Source organism: Lacimonas salitolerans, from assembly GCF_042677865.1.
GTDB classification, from domain to species: domain Bacteria; phylum Pseudomonadota; class Alphaproteobacteria; order Rhodobacterales; family Rhodobacteraceae; genus Lutimaribacter; species Lutimaribacter salitolerans.
Genome location: NZ_JBHUDD010000056.1, coordinates 1 through 19,025, shown reverse-complemented (window position 1 = coordinate 19,025; position 19,025 = coordinate 1). Strand labels below are relative to the sequence as shown.

General features: G+C 65.8%; 18 protein-coding genes. 15 read left to right on the top strand and 3 right to left on the bottom strand.

Translation table 11 applies throughout. The annotated features are described in order from the left end of the window. Positions 1-64: 64 nt before the first annotated feature. Positions 65-949, bottom strand: coding sequence for a carotenoid 1,2-hydratase (crtC, locus tag ACFTOW_RS10630; protein WP_379915449.1), 885 nt, complete (start codon positions 947-949; stop codon positions 65-67). Positions 950-981: 32 nt separating this feature from the next. Then, entirely contained in the window at positions 982-2,484 is a 1,503-nt protein-coding gene (gene crtD, locus ACFTOW_RS10625) for a 1-hydroxycarotenoid 3,4-desaturase CrtD (protein ID WP_379915447.1), read from the bottom strand. A gap of 109 nt (positions 2,485-2,593) precedes the next feature. On the opposite strand from crtD, the gene ACFTOW_RS10620 reads away from it, so the two are divergent. The 13 genes from ACFTOW_RS10620 (at position 2,594) to dxs (ending at position 15,664) form a co-directional block, all read left to right on the top strand. Next, positions 2,594-3,466 carry a polyprenyl synthetase family protein gene (locus ACFTOW_RS10620; RefSeq protein ID WP_379915445.1) on the top strand — a complete coding sequence of 291 codons (873 nt, stop codon included), beginning with the start codon at positions 2,594-2,596 and terminating at the stop codon, positions 3,464-3,466. A 3-nt stretch (positions 3,467-3,469) separates the two neighbouring features. Further along, complete coding sequence (locus tag ACFTOW_RS10615; protein ID WP_379915443.1) at positions 3,470-4,597, top strand: methyltransferase; 1,128 nt, start codon at positions 3,470-3,472, stop codon at positions 4,595-4,597. Between the two features lie 130 nt (positions 4,598-4,727). Beyond that, positions 4,728-5,669 (top strand): chlorophyll synthesis pathway protein BchC, encoded by a 942-nt coding sequence (gene bchC / locus ACFTOW_RS10610; RefSeq protein ID WP_379915441.1) that lies wholly within the window; start codon positions 4,728-4,730, stop codon positions 5,667-5,669. Next, complete coding sequence (locus ACFTOW_RS10605) at positions 5,666-6,664, top strand: chlorophyllide a reductase iron protein subunit X (protein WP_379915439.1); 999 nt, start codon at positions 5,666-5,668, stop codon at positions 6,662-6,664. The genes bchC and ACFTOW_RS10605 overlap by 4 nt, the downstream gene beginning before the upstream one ends. 78 nt (positions 6,665-6,742) lie before the next feature. Continuing rightward, positions 6,743-8,305 carry a chlorophyllide a reductase subunit Y gene (gene bchY, locus ACFTOW_RS10600; protein ID WP_379915437.1) on the top strand — a complete coding sequence of 521 codons (1,563 nt, stop codon included), beginning with the start codon at positions 6,743-6,745 and terminating at the stop codon, positions 8,303-8,305. Then, on the top strand, positions 8,305-9,792 hold the full coding sequence (bchZ, locus tag ACFTOW_RS10595; protein ID WP_379915435.1) for a chlorophyllide a reductase subunit Z: 1,488 nt from the start codon (positions 8,305-8,307) through the stop codon (positions 9,790-9,792). The genes bchY and bchZ overlap by 1 nt, the downstream gene beginning before the upstream one ends. Beyond that, positions 9,789-10,016, top strand: a complete 228-nt coding sequence (pufQ, locus tag ACFTOW_RS10590) for a cytochrome PufQ (protein WP_379915433.1) — start codon at positions 9,789-9,791, stop codon at positions 10,014-10,016. The genes bchZ and pufQ overlap by 4 nt, the downstream gene beginning before the upstream one ends. A 126-nt stretch (positions 10,017-10,142) precedes the next feature. Continuing rightward, positions 10,143-10,292 carry a light-harvesting antenna LH1, beta subunit gene (gene pufB, locus ACFTOW_RS10585; protein ID WP_024808877.1) on the top strand — a complete coding sequence of 50 codons (150 nt, stop codon included), beginning with the start codon at positions 10,143-10,145 and terminating at the stop codon, positions 10,290-10,292. 14 nt (positions 10,293-10,306) lie between these two features. Then, on the top strand, positions 10,307-10,471 hold the full coding sequence (gene pufA / locus ACFTOW_RS10580) for a light-harvesting antenna LH1, alpha subunit (protein ID WP_379915430.1): 165 nt from the start codon (positions 10,307-10,309) through the stop codon (positions 10,469-10,471). Positions 10,472-10,594: 123 nt separating this feature from the next. Continuing rightward, positions 10,595-11,434 (top strand): photosynthetic reaction center subunit L, encoded by an 840-nt coding sequence (pufL, locus tag ACFTOW_RS10575; protein WP_379915428.1) that lies wholly within the window; start codon positions 10,595-10,597, stop codon positions 11,432-11,434. Positions 11,435-11,436: 2 nt separating this feature from the next. Continuing rightward, positions 11,437-12,423: a photosynthetic reaction center subunit M gene (pufM, locus tag ACFTOW_RS10570; protein ID WP_379915426.1), complete on the top strand. Its 987-nt coding sequence runs from the start codon at positions 11,437-11,439 to the stop codon at positions 12,421-12,423. 4 nt (positions 12,424-12,427) lie between these two features. Next, entirely contained in the window at positions 12,428-13,555 is a 1,128-nt protein-coding gene (gene pufC / locus ACFTOW_RS10565) for a photosynthetic reaction center cytochrome PufC (protein WP_379915425.1), read from the top strand. 186 nt (positions 13,556-13,741) lie between these two features. Next, complete coding sequence (gene dxs, locus ACFTOW_RS10560) at positions 13,742-15,664, top strand: 1-deoxy-D-xylulose-5-phosphate synthase (RefSeq protein ID WP_379915423.1); 1,923 nt, start codon at positions 13,742-13,744, stop codon at positions 15,662-15,664. A 204-nt stretch (positions 15,665-15,868) separates the two neighbouring features. Here dxs and ACFTOW_RS10555 read toward each other — a convergent pair whose 3' ends face one another. Beyond that, complete coding sequence (locus ACFTOW_RS10555; RefSeq protein WP_379915421.1) at positions 15,869-16,894, bottom strand: helix-turn-helix domain-containing protein; 1,026 nt, start codon at positions 16,892-16,894, stop codon at positions 15,869-15,871. A gap of 185 nt (positions 16,895-17,079) precedes the next feature. On the opposite strand from ACFTOW_RS10555, the gene ACFTOW_RS10550 reads away from it, so the two are divergent. After that, complete coding sequence (locus ACFTOW_RS10550; RefSeq protein ID WP_379915419.1) at positions 17,080-17,538, top strand: (2Fe-2S)-binding protein; 459 nt, start codon at positions 17,080-17,082, stop codon at positions 17,536-17,538. Positions 17,539-17,541: 3 nt separating this feature from the next. Then, the gene (locus ACFTOW_RS10545; protein WP_379915417.1) at positions 17,542-18,918 is read left to right on the top strand and encodes a molybdopterin cofactor-binding domain-containing protein; all 1,377 of its coding nucleotides are present in this window, start codon (positions 17,542-17,544) and stop codon (positions 18,916-18,918) included. Positions 18,919-19,025 lie beyond the last annotated feature (107 nt).

The window sequence follows — 19,025 nt, the reverse complement described above, 5'->3', positions numbered from 1 at the left end:
TGCCGGATAAACTCCGGGGGGAGTCCGCGGCACGCGGTCGGGGGGCTGGCCCCCTTGCTGCGTTTCAATCCTGAAACTGCCATCCGGCCCGGCGCGGCACCCGCACCGCCAGCATGGGTTTGAGCAGCGGCGCGCGAAAGCGGCGCAGGTCCAGCGCCTCGTGCACGCCGATCGTGGCTTCACCATCCAGCACCGTGCGCACCATCGAGCGCGAATAGAACGGCGCGTCCAGCATGTTCATCACCTGACGCGGTGCGCATCCCGCATCGCCGCGCGTCTCACGGTGCACCCGCCACAGGCTGGGATTCACCCGTTGCAGGGGCGGCGGCGTGATCTCGATTGCCTGTCCCGCGTGATCGAAATGCACCGCCTGCGCCAGCCTTGTGCCATCCACCCGCGTGGCGTCGTAAAAGCACGTCGCGCCATCCGTCACCGGGAAGCGCCCCCAGGTCCAGAAATCGAAATTCTGTTCCAGCGCGCGGGTGCCGAAATTGGCGTCGAAATAGCCGTGGCCCTGCCATTGCCAGCCTGTCGCCTCCAGCGCCACATCGACCGTCGCCACCGGGGCAAAGGGCCGCCAGACATGCGCGCCATCCGGCGTCAGCGGCAGTTCGACCCGGGTGATGGCCTGCGGGGTCAGGGTGATCGTGCCGCGCACGGGCGTCACCATCGGCAGCGCGCCCCATTCGTTGACCGTGATCACCAGCTTGCCGTCGACCCAACGCATTTCCGATGGGCCGACGCTCAGCGCGCCGTCATCGGTGCGCAGCGCCGCGCGGCCCCGGTCGGTCATGGTAAAGCGCCCGCCGGGGCCGTAGGTGGCCACGTTGATGCAGCAGTGATTGGCCGGATCGCGCCGCCCCGACCACGCGTACCACGGCGAGAACACCGAGCCGATGAAGCCGATCACCGACAGGGCGCGGGTGCCGCAGGCGCTGATCGCGTCCATGTACCACCAGGCATAGCCGTTGGGTGGCACGTCTAGATCGAAGTTCGGTCCTTCAGTATCGCCGCGACCGCATGCTGGCCTGAGAGCGCCGCCATCGGCACCCCCGCCCCCGGATGCGTGCCGCCCCCCGCCAGGTACAGGCCCTGAACCGCCGTCCGCGCCCGTGGCCGTTTCAGCGACGCCGTCATCCCGTGCGGGGATTGCCCGTACAGCGACCCGGCGCTGGCCGGAAACAGCCGGTTGAAGGTCGATGGCGTCGTCAGCGCGTCGCGCCCGGGTTCGGGGCTGAAGGTCAGGCCGAACCGGGCCAGTGTCGGGAATGTCCGCTGGTGGCATGTCTGGGCCTCCTTCTCGGGGCGCTGCGCGGTGGTCAGGGGGGCGGCGTTCAGGATGATCTCGAACCGCTCCAGATATGGCGGCGGTGTGGGCTGGCCACGGTCCTGCGCGCAGACATAGATGCTGGGATCGTGCGGCATGTCGCCCGCGGCGATGCTGGTGAATTCCTCGTCCGGGTCATCGGCGAAAAAGATGTTGTGATGGGCCAGATCGGGGCCGTCCGGCGCCGTCTGCGGTGTGCCGGCAAAGGCCCAGACCCGCGCCGACAGGCTGCGCGGTGTGGTCAGGGTCTGCGCGGCCACATGGGCGGTGCCGGTGCCAAGCGCGCAGGTCGCCAGCGCACGCGGATCGCCGTTGAACACCACCACGTCGGCGGGGAGGCGCGTGCCGTCCAACAGGGTCACGCCACTGGCGCGGCCTTGGGTGGTTTCGATCCGGCTGACCTCGGCCCCCAGGCGGAGATCAGCGCCCTTGGCCTGCGCCAGATCGGCCACCGCGCGGGCCAGCGCCTGCATCCCGCCCTGCACGACCCAGACGCCCTGTTCCTCGGCGTGCCAGATCAGCGACAGCAGGGCAGGGGTCTGCAACGGGTGCCCGCCCACATAGGTGGCATAGCGCGCGAAAAGCTGCGCCAGGCGCGGATCGCTGAACCGGCGGCGCAGGTCGCGCGCCACGGTGGACAGCGGGGCCATGATCGGGATCAGCCCCGGATCGCGCATCACCCGCGCGGTCAGCGCGAGCAGCGACGGATCGGGCGCGCGCATCATCGGCGCGTCGAACGCGGTGAACAGCCGCTGCATGTCGGTGCAAAAGCGGCGGAACTGATCCGCCGCGCGCGGCCCGGCAAAGGCGTCGATCGCCTCGGCGTTGGCGGCGCGATCACTGGTCAGGGTCAGGCTGCTGCCATCGGGCCAGAAATGGCGCGCCAGCGTGTCCTGCGCGATCAGCGTCACATGATCGTCCAGACGCGCGCCGACATCGGCAAACAAGGTCTCGAACACCGGGCGCAGGGTCAGCACGGTGGGGCCTGCATCGACCGGCCCGGCGGGCGAGGGCACGGTGCGCATCTTGCCCCCCGGTGCGGCGTGGCGATCAAGGATCGTGACGGCATGCCCGGCATGGGCCAGACGCAGCGCGCAGCACAGCCCGCCGATGCCTGCGCCGATGATCACGGTGCGGGTTTTTTCATTGGCGCTCATCGGCCTGTCATCCATAGATACAATTCTTGACTCGGAAACCAAAACTGTCCAGTCTGATTTACACATTGATGTAACATCAAACTGACATTACCGACCGGACGAGGGCATAATGGGACTAAGCGAACGCATCGACAAGGCCGTGACAGACGCGGTGACGATCGGGCAGGGCGGCGTTGCGCCCCGGCAACTCAGCGCGGCGCTGACCTATGCCACAACGCCCGGCGGCGCGCGTATCCGTCCCACGATCCTGACCTCGGTCGCGATGGCCTGCGGCGACGATCAACCGCAGATCACCGATGCGGCGGCGGCGGCGCTGGAGCTGATCCACTGCGCCAGCCTTGTGCATGACGATCTGCCCTGTTTCGACGATGCCGCCACCCGGCGCGGCAAGCCCTCGGTGCATCGCGCCTATGGCGAGCCGCTGGCGGTGCTGACCGGCGACAGCCTGATCGTGCTGGCGTTCGAGGTGCTGGCCAAGGTCGCGCCCCTGGACCCGATGCGCAGCGCGCAACTGGTTCTGACGCTGGCGCGGCGCACCGGCATGCCGGGCGGCATCTGCGCGGGGCAGGGGTGGGAAAGCGAGCCCGAGATCGATCTGCGCGCCTATCACCGTTCCAAGACGGGCGCGCTGTTCATTGCCGCCACCCAGATGGGGGCGATCTCCGCCGGGCAAGAGCCCGAAGAGTGGGAAGAGCTGGGCGCGCGCATCGGCGAGGCGTTCCAAGTGGCCGACGATCTGCGCGATGCGCTGTATGATTCGCAGACGCTGGGCAAGCCTGTCGGGCAGGATGATCTGCACGGCCGGCCCAACGCGGTGGCCGAACTGGGCGTCGATGGCGCGATCCGGCGGCTGACCGATATCCTGTCGGGGGCCATCTCTTCGATCCCGTCCTGTCCGGGCGAGGCCAAGCTGGCGCATATGGTGCGGATGCAGGCCGAGCGGCTGACACCCGTGATCACCCCGGCGACCCGGCGGGCGTAACAGATGGCCGATACCGCCGCGCCCAAGTCAGGCATGACATTGCGCGGTGCCATGGCACGGCTGATCGCGCGCCCCGGGTTTCAGGCCTGGGCGGCGCGCTTTCCCCTGACACGCGGCATGGCGCGGCGCGACGGGGCAGAGATTTTCCGGATCGTGCAAGGCTTCGTCGAGGCGCAGGCGCTGACCGCGCTGGTCGAGCTTGACGTGCTGGACCGGCTGACCGCCGGGCCTGCGCGCGCCGCCACGCTGGCCCATGCCCACGGGCTGGACGAAGAACGGATGCAGATACTGCTTCAGGCGGGGGCGGCGATGGGGCTGCTGAAGCGGCACCGCGACGGGCGGTTTTCGCTGGGGCGCAAGGGCGCGGCCCTGCTGGGCGTGCCCGGCCTGCGCCAGATGATCCGCCATCACGGGGCCTTCTATCGTGACATGGAAGATCCGGTTGCCCTGCTGCGTGGCGGGGCCGAGACCGAGCTGGCGGCGTTCTGGCCCTATGTGTTCGGCGCGCGCGGCGCGGTCGATCCGGAGGTGACCGCCACCTATTCCGATCTGATGGCCGACAGTCAGGCGCTGGTGGCGCAGGACACGCTGGCCACGGTGCCGATGCGCGGCATCCGTCATCTGATGGACATCGGCGGCGGCACGGGCGCGTTCCTGTCCGCCGTGGGGCGGGCGCATCCCGGCATGGCGATGACGCTGGTCGATCTTCCGCAGGTGCTGGAGGGGGCGGGCGCGCGGCTGTCGCGTGCCGGTCTGGCGGATCGTGTCACGCTGCATCCCGCATCCTTTCGCGACGACCCGCTGCCCGGTGGCGCGGATGCGATCAGCCTGATTCGCGTGCTCTATGATCACCGCGACGACACGGTGCGCGCGCTGCTGTCCAAAATACATGACACTCTGCCCACGGGTGGTCGGCTGATCATATCCGAGCCGATGTCGGGGGGCGCGCGGCCCGACAGAATCACGGATGTGTATTTTGCCTTTTACACCATGGCGATGGGCACGGGCCGCACGCGGTCGGCCGCCCGGATCGCTGAAATGTGTGTACAGGCAGGGTTTGAGGGCATCGCGACACCGCGCGCGCGCCGCCCGTTCGTCACCTCGGTCGTGACCTGTGTCAAATCCGTCTGACGGTTTCTCTTGTCAAGACGTCAATATTTATTGACAGGACAGAGTGTAAAGTTAAACTGACACATAACGAAACCAAAGTGGCCGAGTCTTCCCTGACCTTGTGCCGCCGCGTGACGATACGGAGGGGCTCTTGCAGACATCGGTTGTCCTTCTCAACGGACCAAAGGATCTTGGCATCGAGGTGCTGAACCTGACCGCACCCGGGCCGAATGACCTGGTGGTGCGGATCGCCCATTCGGGTATTTCCACAGGTACGGAAAAACTGTTCTGGTCCGGCCAGATGCCGCCGTTTCCCGGCATGGGCTATCCGCTGGTGCCCGGCTATGAAGCCGCGGGCGAGGTGGTCGAGGCCGGGGCCGACACGGGTTTCAAGACTGGCGAATGGGTGTTCGTGCCCGGCGCCAACTGCTTCGAGGGCGCGTTTGGCCTGTTCGGTGGCGCGGCGTCGATGCTGGTGACCGATGCCGACCGTGTCACGCGGATTGATTCGGGACTGGGGGCGCAAGGCGCGCTGCTTGCCCTGGCCGCCACCGCGCGGCATGCGATGGCCGGGATGGACAAGACCGTGCCTGACCTGATCGTGGGGCATGGCGTGCTGGGCCGGTTGCTGGCGCGGCTGACCATCGCGGCGGGCGCACCTGCGCCGACCGTATGGGAAATCGACGCCGACCGCATGGGCGGCGCCGAAGGCTATGACGTCATCCATCCCGATACCGACGCGCGTCGCGACTATGCCGCGATCTATGACGCGTCGGGCAATGGCGGGCTGCTGAACGATCTGGTGGGCCGTATCGCCAAGGGCGGCGAAATCGTTCTGGCCGGGTTCTATACCCAGCCGCTGCAATTCGCCTTTCCCCCCGCATTCATGAAAGAGGCGCGGTTTCGCGTCGCTGCCGAATGGGATCGCGCCGACCTGGCCGCGACCCGCGCGCTGGTTGAAAACGGCGCACTGAGCCTTGGCGGGCTTATCACGCACGAGGTGCAGGCGGCACAGGCCACGACGGCCTATGTGACCGCCTTCGAAGATCCCGCCTGCCTGAAAATGATACTGAACTGGGAGCAAGCCGCATGAAAGACGAAGTGCCGAATCTTAAGGACTACGACGCGCGGTTGCGGGAAGAGGCCGCCGAGGGCATGGAAGTGCCGATTGGCGAACCCACCAAGAAAACGCAGATCATCGCCATCTACGGCAAGGGCGGTATCGGCAAGTCGTTCACCCTGGCCAACCTGTCGTGCATGATGGCCGAGCAGGGCAAGCGCGTGCTGCTGATCGGGTGCGACCCGAAATCGGACACCACCAGCCTGCTGTTCGGCGGCAAGGCCTGCCCCACCATCATCGAGACATCGACTCGCAAGAAGCTGGCCGGTGAAGAGGTTGCCATCGGCGACGTCTGCTTCAAGCGCAACGGCGTCTTCGCGATGGAGCTGGGCGGGCCCGAGGTCGGCCGCGGCTGCGGCGGGCGCGGGATCATCCACGGGTTCGAACTGTTGGAGAAGCTGGGCTTTCACGACTGGGACTTTGACTATGTCCTGCTGGATTTCCTGGGCGACGTGGTCTGCGGCGGCTTTGGCCTGCCCATCGCCCGCGACATGGCGCAAAAGGTGATCCTGGTTGCCAGCAACGATCTGCAATCGCTGTACGTGGCCAACAACGTCTGCTCGGCGGTGGAATACTTCCGCAAGCTGGGTGGCAATGTCGGCGTCGCCGGGCTGGTCGTGAACAAGGATGACCATTCGGGCGAGGCGCAGGCCTTTGCCAATGCGGTCGGCATCCCGATCCTGGCCTCGATCCCGCAGGATGACGACCTGCGCAAGAAGTCGGCCAATTACCAGATCGTCGGCACGGGTGACTCGCAGTGGGGCGCGCTGTTTGCCGAGCTGGGCGTGAACGTGTCCGAGGCACCGCCGATGCGGCCCACGGCGCTGACGCAGGATGGCTTGCTGGAGCTGTTCGACAGCAAGGACACCGGCGGCGACATCGTGCTGGAACCGGCGACCGCAACCGACATGCGCGGCAAGAACGCCGCGCCGATGGAATCCCTGGAAGTGGTGTACGACGATGTTTGACCTGGATGAACTGGCCCGCTGGGACCGCGCCCTGAAGCAGCTTGAGCGCGCACCGCAACCCTCACACGACGAGGCGAAATGAGCCGCGAAGAGACATACGACACCGCCCATGAGGCCGAAGTGACGCTGGGCACGCCCGGTGAAGAGGCGCCAGCCTTGCAGGGCGATCCCGCCCTGGGCTGCCACGCCGGATCGACCATGGAGCAGGCGGCACGCGATGCGGGCCAGTCCGAGCTTCTGGACAAATTCGCAGCCGACTATCCCACCGGCCCGCATGACAAGCCGCAGTCGATGTGCCCTGCCTTCGGGTCACTGCGTGTCGGTCTGCGGATGAAGCGGGTGGCGACGGTGCTGTCGGGTTCGGCCTGCTGTGTCTATGGGCTGACCTTTGTCAGCCACTTCTACGGTGCGCGCCGCTCGGTCGGGTATGTGCCGTTCAATTCGGAATCTCTGGTCACCGGCAAGCTGTTCGAGGATATCCGCGACGCGGTGCATGAACTGGCCGATCCCGACCGTTATGATGCGGTTGTGGTGACCAACCTGTGCGTGCCCACCGCCAGCGGCGTGCCGCTGCGGCTGCTGCCCGACGAGATCAACGGCGTGCGCATCGTCGGCATCGACGTGCCCGGGTTCGGCGTGCCAACCCACGCCGAGGCCAAGGACGTTCTGGCCGGTGCGATGCTGAAATATGCCCGCGAAGAGGCGCAGGCCGGCCCCGTGCCCCGCCCTGATGGCGGCACATCCGACCGGCCCACCGTGACCCTGCTGGGCGAGATGTTCCCGGCGGATCCGATGATGATCGGCGCGATGCTGGCCCCGATGGGTCTGGCCGCCGGTCCGGTCGTGCCCTGCCGCGAATGGCGCGAGCTTTACGCCGCGCTGGATTGTTCGGTCGTGGCCGCGATCCACCCGTTCTATACCGCCGCCGTGCGCGAGTTTCAGACCGCGGGCCGCCCCGTCGTCGGATCGGCCCCCGTGGGTGTCGAGGGCACGCATGCATGGCTGGCCGCGATCGGCGAGGCCCATGGCGTGCCCGCCGAGCAGATTGCCGCCGCGCAGAACGCCTTTGTTCCCGCGATCAGGGACGCGCTGGCCGCGGCCCCGATCAAGGGCACGATCACCCTGTCGGGATACGAGGGCAGCGAATTGCTGGTCGCCCGGCTGCTGATCGAAAGCGGCGCGGACCTGCCCTACGTCGGCACCGCCTGTCCCAAGACGCCCTGGAACGCCGCCGATGCCGCATGGCTTGAGGCGCGGGGCGTGAAGGTGAAATTCCGCGCGTCGCTGGAAGATGACTGTGCCGCGATGGAAGCGATCCAGCCGAACCTGGCCATCGGGACGACCCCGGTCGTGCAGAAGGCCAAGGAGCTGACCATCCCGTCGCTGTATTTCACCAACCTGATTTCGGCGCGGCCGCTCATGGGGCCTGCGGGTGCCGGCAGCCTGGCCGAGGTGATCAATGCCGCGATGGCCAACAAGGACCGCATGGACCACATGGCCGAGTTCTTTGACGGAGTGGGTTCCGGCGATACCGCCGGCATCTGGGAAGGGTCGCCCAACCTGCGTCCCGATTTCCGCGCCCAGCATCAAAAGAAGCTCGACAAGCTGGCCCGTGCCGCCAAAGCGCAGGAGATGATCTGATGCTTGTTCAGGATCATGATCGCGCGGGCGGATACTGGGGGGCCGTTTACGCCTTTACCGCCGTCAAGGGTTTGCAGGTGGTGATCGACGGCCCGGTGGGCTGCGAGAACCTGCCGGTGACATCGGTGCTGCATTACACCGACGCGCTGCCGCCGCATGAACTGCCGATCGTGGTGACTGGCCTTGCCGAAGAGGAAATGGGCAAGGGCACCGAAGAGGCGATGGAACGGGCGTGGAAGACGCTGGACCCGGCGCTGCCTTGCGTGGTTGTCACCGGCTCGATCGCGGAAATGATCGGCGGCGGTGTCACGCCGCAGGGCACCAACATCCAGCGGTTCCTGCCGCGCACCATCGACGAGGATCAGTGGCAAAGCGCGGATCGCGCGATGACCTGGATCTTTACCGAATTCGGCATGACCAAGGGTCGTATGCCGCCCGAGAAAAAGCGCGAAGAGGGGGCTGCCCCCCGCGTCAACATACTCGGGCCGATGTATGGCACGTTCAATATGCCAAGCGATCTGGCCGAGATCCGGCGCCTGGTTCAGGGGATCGGCGCCGAGGTCAACATGGTGATGCCGCTGGGCAGCCATCTGGCCGAGATGCGCAACCTTGTGAATGCGGATGTGAACATCTGCATGTATCGTGAGTTTGGCCGTGGTCTGGCCGAGGTTCTGGGCAAGCCCTATCTGCAGGCGCCCATCGGCATCGACAGCACAACGCGGTTCCTGCGCAAGCTGGGCGACATGCTGGGGCTGGACCCGGAACCTTTCATCGCACAGGAAAAGCATTCGACCATCAAGCCCGTCTGGGATCTGTGGCGCAGCGTGACGCAGGATTTCTTTGCCACCGCCAGTTTCGGCATCGTGGCATCCGAAACCTACGCCCGCGGCATCCGGCATTACATGGAAAGCGATCTGGGCCTACCCTGCGCCTTTGCCGTGGCCCGGACGCGCGGGGCCAAGACCAACAACGAAGAAGTGCGCGCGATGATCCATCAAAAGCGCCCGCTGATCGTGATGGGGTCGATCAACGAAAAGATGTACATGGCCGAGATGAAGGCCGGGCATGGGCCGCAACCCGCGTTCATCCCCGCGTCCTTTCCCGGTGCGGCGATCCGGCGGCACACCGGCACGCCCTTCATGGGCTATGCGGGAGCGACATATCTGCTGCAAGAGGTGTGCAACGGGCTGTTCGATGCGCTGTTCCACATCCTGCCGCTGGGCAGCCAGATGGACGAGGCCCCGGCCACGCCCACACCGCTGCGCCGCGATTTCCCCTGGGACACCGATGCCCAGGCCGAGCTGGACCGCATCGTGTCCAGCCATCCGATACTGACTCGTATTTCCGCCGCCAAGCAACTGCGCGACGCCGCCGAAGAGCGGGCGCTGCGTCAGGGTGACGAGCGCGTGGTGATCGAGACCGTCCAGGCGCTTGCCCCCAAGGGCAAGACCGCCGCGAAACCCATCCAACAGGAGGAAGACACATGACTGATGTGACCTCGAAACTGCCAACCCGGGGCTACCGGAATATCTCGCGCCGCAGCGCGGAATTCCGGGTGTTCTTTGGCCTTTTCTTTGTCGTGGCGATCCCGTTCGCGACAATTGCCTGGGTTCAGGCCGTGGCGCGCGAAAAGACCTTGCTGACACGGGGGCCGCTGGCCCGCGCGTGGGCCGAGGCCGACCGCATCACGCCCATCGTATTTTCGGTCTGAAAGGACCGAACCCGAAACTGACCGTTCCACATGGGGCGGACAGGCCCGACGGGTCCAGCAATGGACCCCGAAGGACCCTGCCGCGAGGGGTTCGCGGCCTCAGCTTTACTATCCGGAGGAAAGTTCATGGCTGATAATACCGACCTGTCATTCACGGGTCTCACCGACGAGCAAGCGCAGGAGCTGCATTCCGTCTACATGAGCGGCCTCTGGCTGTTCACGGCGGTTGCAGTGGTTGCCCACCTGGCGACCTACATCTGGGCACCTTGGTTCTGAAGGGGATCTAAACAATGGCAAATTTCTACAAAATCTGGCTGATCTTCGATCCCCGCCGCGTTTTCGTGGCACAGGGCGTGTTCCTGTTCCTGCTGGCCGTCATGATCCACCTGGTGGTCCTGTCGAACGGTGTGAACTGGTTCGAGAACGCCGCGGCATCGCGCGCAGCAGCCGAGTGACCCCAGGGCCGAAGGCCCCAATGAACACCGCTGCGGGCGGCATGCCCGGCCGCAGCAAAACTTGAAAGAAACGACGGCTTTGGTCTGAACGGGCCGCGCCGCCAAACGCGGAGACTTAGGAAGATGGCGCTGCTCAGCTTCGAAAAAAAGTATCGCGTCCGCGGAGGGACGCTGATCGGCGGCGATCTGTTCGACTTCTGGGTAGGTCCATTCTTTGTGGGCTTCTTCGGGGTCACGACCGCCTTTTTTGCCCTATTGGGCACTATACTCATTTTCTGGGGGGCTGCCCAGCAGGGCACGTTTAACCCCTGGTTGATCAACATCGCGCCGCCTGACCTGTCCTATGGTCTGGGCATCGCACCGCTGAACGAAGGCGGGCTGTGGCAGTTCATCACGATCTGCGCCACCGCATCCTTCATCAGCTGGGCGCTGCGCGAGGTCGAGATCTGCCGCAAGCTGGGTATCGGGTATCACGTGCCCTTCGCCTTCAGCTTTGCGATCCTGGCCTATGTGACGCTGGTGATCTTTCGTCCGGTCCTGATGGGCGCCTGGGGGCATGGGTTCCCGTATGGCATCTTCAGCCATCTCGATTGGGTCAGCAACACCGGCTACGCCTATCTGCACTTTCACTACAACCCCGCGCATATGCTGGCTGTGACGTTCTTTTTCACCACCACGCTGGCGCTGGCGCTGCATGGCGGTCTGATCCTGTCGGCGGCGAACCCGGAAAAGGGTGAAGTTGCAAAGACGCCAGACCACGAAGACACGTTCTTTCGCGATTTCATCGGCTATTCGGTCGGCACGCTGGGCATCCACCGCGTCGGTCTGTTCCTGGCGCTGAACGCGGGGTTCTGGTCGGCGGTCTGCATCATCATTTCCGGTCCGGTCTGGACTGCGGGCTGGCCCGAATGGTGGAACTGGTGGCTTGAGCTGCCGATATGGCCTTCTCAGGTGGGGATGTAATCATGGCTGAATATCAGAACATTTTCACACAGGTGCAGGTGCGCGGTAACCCGGAATGGGGCACCGACGACCTGGGCACCCTGACCGAAGACCGCTCGGGCACGCCATTCTTTTCCAATCTGCTGGGTTGGTTCGGAAACGCGCAGATCGGCCCCATCAACACAGGCATGGTCGGCATCGCCGCCATCGCCTCGGGGCTGGTGTGGTTTGTCATTGTCGGCATGAACATGCTGTCACAGGTGGGTTGGTCGATCCCCGAATTCATCCGGCAGCTTTTCTGGCTGGCGCTTGAGCCGCCCAGCCCGGAATACGGGCTGACCATCCCGCCGCTGAACGATGGCGGCTGGTACGTCATCTCCAGCTTCTTCCTGCTGGTGGCGGTGATGTTGTGGTGGCTGCGGTCCTGGCAACTGGCGGCCGAGCAAAAGATGGGCAAGCACGTCTTCTGGGCCTTCGGGTCGGCGATCTGGCTGTTCCTGGTGCTGGGCCTGTTCCGCCCGATCCTGATGGGATCGTGGAGCGAGGCCGTGCCTTACGGCATCTTCCCGCACCTCGACTGGACCACGGCCTTCTCGATCCGCTACGGCAACCTGTACTACAACCCGTTCCATTGTCTGTCGATCGTGTTCCTGTACGGCTCGGTTCTGCTGTTCGCGATGCACGGGGCCACCATCCTGTCGGTCACCCGTTTCGGCGGCGACCGCGAGCTGGAGCAGATCTATGACCGGGGCACCGCGACCGAGCGTGCCGCCCTGTTCTGGCGCTGGACCATGGGCTTCAACGCCACGATGGAAGGTATCCACAGGTGGGCGTGGTGGTTCGCCGTTCTTACCCCGATAACGGGCGGTATCGGCATCCTGCTGACCGGGACGGTGGTGGACAACTGGTTCATCTGGGCGCAGGAACACAACTTTGCCCCTATGTATGATGGTTCCTACGGATACGAGGATTTCCGGTCCTACGAATCCTTCATCGGACAGGAGGGCTGAGATCATGCTTCCCAAATGGTTCACCAAGTGGAACGAGAGTAACCCCACGAACATCTACGGCCCGGCCATTCTGGTCGGGGGCGTGGGTGGGGCGGTCGTGGTGGCGGCATTGCTGGTGTCATGGGGGCAACCCTTTGCCACCGACAGCCTGCAGACCGGCCCGCGCGGCACCGGCATGTCGGTGCCCGAGTTCACCGCCGATCTGGCAACGCCCGACCCGGACATCGAAGCCATCCTCGAGGATGAGCCCTTTATCCCGACGGGCGACGAGCCGCTGGCGCGCGACATCTACGAGAACGTCCAGGTTCTGGGCGATCTGACCGAGGACAACTTCAACCGCGTCATGCTGGCGATGACCCAATGGGTGTCGCCGGACGAGGGCTGCGCCTATTGCCACGGCGATGTCGCGCTTGAGGAGTACGGGGCGGATGATCTGTACACCAAGGTCGTGTCGCGCCGGATGATCCAGATGACCCAGAACATCAACGAGAACTGGGATGGACACGTCAACGCCAACAAGGAAGTGGGTGTGACCTGTTACACCTGCCACCGCGGCGAGAACGTGCCCAGCGACATCTGGTTCCGCCTTGGGCCGGTCAACGAGAATGCGGCCGGCTGGTCGGCGGTGCAGAACCGCGTGACGGTGCAGTCGCAATACACCTCGCTGCCGTCTGATGCGCTGGAATCCTTTCTGCTGAACTACGAGCAGATCGCGGTGCACAACCTAGAAAGCCGCGTGGCGGAAGACGTGACCGACCCGGCCACGCAGACCTGGCAGGATACCGAGCGGACCTACTCGCTGATGAACTATTTCAGCAACTCGCTGGGGGTGAACTGCGTGTTCTGTCACAACAGCCGCGCGTTCTATGACGTGGGGCAGGCGACGCCGCAGTGGTCCACCTCCAGCCTGGGCATCGCGATGGTTCAGGAAATGAACAACGACTACCTGGTGCCGTTGAAGGACGAGTATCCCGAGCATCGTCTGGGCCCGGTCTTTGGCGATGCGCCCAAGGCCGCCTGTGCGACCTGCCACAAGGGCTATCAACAACCCTTGCAAGGCACCAACGTGATCGCCGACTGGCCCGAGCTGGCCACCACCGGCGCGCCGACCTACGAGGCGGCAACGCAATAGGCGGGCCCGCGGTCCGGCGCACCGGACCGCACCCTGCCTGGCCCTGTTCGGTCCCCGATTGTGTCCCGGGGGCTGAATGCCGGGGGGTCCGCCCTCCGCGTCCCTTCCTGTTGGCGACAGGAGCCTGGCGCCGCATCTGGGACAGCTCAGATGCGGCGCTTTGACCTTATCCGAAAGGACCCTGCCATGACCCGTCCCGAAACCCCGCTGCTTGACCGCGTTGCCGGCCCCGCCGATCTGCGGGCGCTGCCCGATGCCGATCTGCGACGATTGTCGGATGAGCTGCGATCCGAGCTGATCCATGCCGTGTCGGAAACCGGCGGGCATCTGGGGTCATCGCTGGGCGTGGTCGAACTCAGCGTGGCGATCCATGCGGTGTTTCACACGCCGATGGACAAGCTGATCTGGGATGTCGGCCACCAATGCTATCCGCACAAGATCCTGACCGGACGGCGCGACCGCATCCGCACCCTGCGCCAGAAGGACGGGCTGAGCGGGTTCACCAAGCGCGCCGAGTCCGATTACGATCCGTTTGGCGCGGCCCATTCCAGCACCTCGATTTCCGCCGCCCTGGGGTTCACCATCGGGCGCGACATGGGGATGCCCACGGGCGATGCGATCGCCGTGATCGGCGATGGCGCGATCAGTGCAGGCATGGCCTATGAGGCGATGAACAACGCCGGCGCCGAAGGTCGGCGGATGTTCGTGATCCTGAATGACAATGAAATGAGCATCGCCCCCCCGGTCGGCGCGATGTCGGCCTATCTGAGCCGCCTTTACGCCAACGAGCCGTTGCAGAAGATGCGCGCGCTGGCCGAAGGGTTCGAGGCCGCGCTGCCGCCGCCGATGCGCGAAGGCGCGCGGCGGGCCCGGCAACTGGTGACCGGCATGGGCGGGCAGGGCGGCCTGTTCGAGGATCTGGGGTTCGATTACATCGGCCCGATCGACGGCCACGACCTGTCCCAGCTTTTGCCGGTGCTGCGCGCGGCGCGGGCGCGGGCCACCGGGCCGACCCTGATCCATGTCTGCACGGTCAAGGGCAAGGGCTATGCCCCGGCGGAATCCTCGGCCTGCAAGTATCACGGGGTGGCGAAATTCGACCCCGCCACCGGCACGCAGGCCAAATCGGCCCCCGGCGCGCCCAGCTATACATCCGTATTCGGCAAGACCCTGACCGAAGAGGCCGCCCGCGATCCGCGCGTCGTGGCGGTGACCGCCGCCATGCCCGGCGGCACCGGGCTGGACATCATGGCCCAACGCTTTCCGGCCCGGGTGCATGACGTGGGCATCGCCGAACAGCACGCCGTGACCTGCGCCGCCGCCATGGCCGCCAGCGGGCTGCGCCCCTTTGCGGCGATCTATTCCACCTTCCTGCAACGCGGATATGATCAGGTGGTGCATGATGTGGCGCTGCAGAACCTGCCCGTGCGCTTTGCCATCGACCGCGCCGGGCTGGTGGGGGCCGATGGGCCGACCCATGCCGGGGCCTATGATCTGGCCTACCTGTGCAACCTGCCCGGGTTCACCGTGATGGCGGCGGGTGACGAGGCCGAGCTGATGCACATGGTCGCCACCGCCGTGGCCTTTGACGAAGGGCCGATCGCGTTCCGCTATCCGCGCGGCGCGGGCGAAGGGGTGGAGCTGCCCGAGCGCGGCACGGTGCTGGAAATCGGCAAGGGCCGGGTGATCTCGGAAGGCACCGATGTGGCGATCCTGAGCCTCGGCGCGCATCTGGGCGAGTGCCGCCGCGCTGCCGCGGCGCTGGAAGGCGATGGGATCAGCGTGACGCTGGCCGATGCGCGCTTTGCCAAGCCGCTGGACCGCGAGCTGCTGCACCGGCTGGCCCGCGAACACCGCGCGCTGATCACGGTAGAGCAGGGGGTGCAGGGCGGGTTCGGCGCCATGGTGCTGCATGATCTGGCCGCCAACGGCCTGCTGGATCGCGGTCTGGCCGTGCGCACGATGACCTTGCCTGACCGCGTGATCGACCACGCCAGCCCGGCGGACATGTACGCCGACGCGGGCCTGACCGCCGACAGCATCGCCACCACCGCGCGGACCATCCTGCGCCCGGCTGGCAGGGTCGTCAGCCTGTCCAGCGTGGTCTGATCCGATTGAGCGCCTTCGGCGCGCTGGGTTTCTCGGCTTGCGCCTCGGGTCGCGGGTTGCACGCGGCGCGTCCGTGACCTGCGCGCCGCAACCCGCTTCAGGCACTCTTTCCCCGACAACGCCCTGAAAAACGCATTTTTGCGTGTGCTTGCCTGTTAGGCCGGGCAGAACCCGTGGTGACACAAGTGCTTTCCAGGGAAATCGTTAGTCAGTTGCGCGGGACACTATCGCCGCGCGCGCTGCCTCTTGCCGGAACGCCAGCGGCGAAAGGCCCGTCCACCGCCGGAAGCTTCTCGAAAAGCTGTTGGCATCGCGGAAGGCCAGGACATTCGCGATCTCGTCCGCGCGCAGGGTGGTCTTGGTGAGATACCGGATCGCAATGTCGCGCCGCGTGGCATCCAGCACCGCCTGATACGACGTCTCCTCTTCGCGCAACCGCCTCTGCAACGTGCTGCGGCTCAGCCCAAGGGCTGCGGCGACATCTTCTGCTCCCGTTCGTCCCGCCGGCATCAGATCGACCAATGCCCCCCGCACCCGATCGGCGACAGGCCAACGGTCGTTCTGTGCCGCCAGCTGAAGATTGAGGTCGGCCTCGATATCGGCCCAAAGGGGGGGATTCTCGGAAATGAACCGGCGTTTGGCATCCTCGGGCGAAAAGGCGACGTAAGCGGCATGCGAACGCTCGGGCATTACGCCGAGATGACCGGCGATCATGCGCCGTTCCTCCTCGGATCCATCGAAGCCAGCCGCAACCGGGCAAACCAGATGGCCTGCAGCCCCGCGGATCTTCTCCACCGCGACCACAAGTTGCAGGGCGCCAAAGCTCGATGGCATGGGGGCGCGGGCGTCCACGCTGTCAAATTCCAGTCGCAACCGTGCATCGTCCCAGAACACCCGCATGAGCGTCGGTCCCAGCAGCGACTTGAACCGCGCCAGCCGCATCAGTCCGGTTTCCAGATCGGGCGCGCAGGACAGCGTGAAAAAGACCGGGATCACCGGCCCGCGCGAAATCGTGATACCAAGGTGGGGCACATAGTCGGGGCGCGGTGACAACAGGGCCATCGTGTTCCAGCAGTCGAAATACTGCTGCGCCGTGCCGCGCACCTCGGTCCGGCCATAGGGAAGCGCGCCAAGGCCTGCCGTCTCCAGCATCACCTGCGGATCGACGCCGAGGATCCGGCACGCCACGTCGGTCGCCATATACAGGGAATAGGTCTGTGAACTGTCCATGCGCCCGAACTCTCAAGTATCTTGCCTGAATGCCACGGGCCCTTGGGCAGGACCAGCCTATGAATACCGACTGACCCAATCTGCATGCGAATGACCACATATGCATATCGCCGCACCGCGCCGACGGGCCTAGCTTGGAGTGATTGATACGCCAAGTCTCGTCCAACAGCCGACTGGAGAAAGCAATGGACCTTACGATAAACGGCACCAGTCACACGGTTGACCTGCCAGATGACATGCCGCTGCTTTGGGCGCTGCGGGACGGTCTGAACATCACCAGCGTCAAGTATGGCTGTGGGATCGCGCAGTGCGGCGCCTGCACCGTGCATATCGATGGTGAGGCCGTGCGGTCCTGCCAGGTGGCGCTGGCCGATGTCTGGGGCGAGATCACGACGATCGAGGGGCTTGGCAGCGCGGGCGCGCTGCACGCCATTCAGGCGGCCTGGATCGACCACCAAGTGGCGCAATGCGGCTACTGCCAGTCCGGCCAGATCATGCAGGCCGCCGACCTTCTGGCCCGCAACCCCGAGCCGACCAATGACGATATCGACGCCGCGATGTCGGGCAACCTGTGCCGCTGCGGGACCTATCCCCGCATCCGTGCCGCCGTCCATTCTGCCGCCACCGCGCTGCGGGAGGCTTGAACGATGGGACGCGCCAGAACCATCGCCCGCCGCACATTCCTGATCGGGTCCGCCGCCATTCTCGGCGGGGTCGCCTTCGGGGCCTATTTCGTCACCCGCGCGACGCCAAATCCCCTGCTTGATGGTCTGGGGACGGGCGAGGCAGCACTTACCCCTTTCGTCAAGATCACGCCGGACGGGATCACGCTGATCGTGCCGCGCGCGGATGTGGGCCAAGGCATCGCCTCGACCCAGGCCATGCTGATCGCAGAGGAGTTGGACATCGATCCCGCCACCGCCACGCTCGACCCCGAGCAGCCGCATCAGGCCTATTTCAACGGCATCATCGCCGCCGAGAGCATGCCGTTCCCGGCCTGGGAGCACGGGTTTGTGGCCAGCACGGTGCGCGACCTGATGATGAACGTCTCGCGCCTGACCGGCTCGCAGTTCACCGGCGGATCGTCATCTGTCGCCGACCTGCACGAGACCCTGCGGCTGGCTGGGGCCACGGCCCGCGAAACCCTCAAGTCCGCCGCGGCGGCGCGCACGGGCGTCCCGCGCGCCGACCTGCGGACCGAGGACGGGCAGGTCGTTCTGCCGGACGGCACGCGCATTCCCTATACCGAGCTTGCCGGCGAGGCGGCGGCCATCGAGCCTGTCACCGACGTGACGCTCCGCCCCGCCTCCGCGTGGACGCGCCTGGGCAAGCCCTATCAACGGCTCGACATCGTCGCGAAATCGACAGGAACGCAGGACTACGGCATTGACGTGGTCCTGCCCGGGATGCTGCACGCAACCGTGCGCGCGAACCCGGGGCGTGGGGGTGCGATGGCAAGCTATTCCGCCGATGCCGCTCTGGCGATGCAGGGCGTGCGGTCGGTCGTCGAGGTGAACGAGGGGCTGGCCGTCATCGCCGACAACACCTGGTTCGCGTTTCAGGCGGCGCAGGCGCTGGAGGTCGACTGGTTGCCCCCCGACTATCCCGCCAGCTCTACCGAGATGTGGCAGGCGTTGTCGGAAGCCCGGACCGATGAGTTCCGCAACAGCCGCCTGCGCGACGACGGCGATGTCGAGGCCGCGCTGAACGGGGCCACCGTGATCGAGGCGGAGTACCGATCGCCTTTCCTCGCCCATGCAGCCCTCGAGCCGCTCAGCGCCACGGTGCTGGTCGAGGCGGACAGGGTGCAGATCTGGACCGCGACGCAGATCCCCGCCGTGGTACGCGATGCGGCGGTCGCGTTGACCGGCCTCGATCCGTCCCAGGTCACCCTCCATGTCCTGCCCGCAGGCGGCAGCTTCGGCCGCAGGCTCGACCACGACTACGTGGTGCAGGCGATCCAGATCGCCGCCACCATGCCCGGCACGCCCATCAAGACCACTGGAGCCGGGAGGAGGACATGACCCATGACTATCCCCGCCCGCTCCACATGGGGTAGATTCCGGTAGGGGGCAGGATCGTATCACAAGGCATTTTGGCGGTGCCGCCTGACGATGTCCGTGACGGTGTT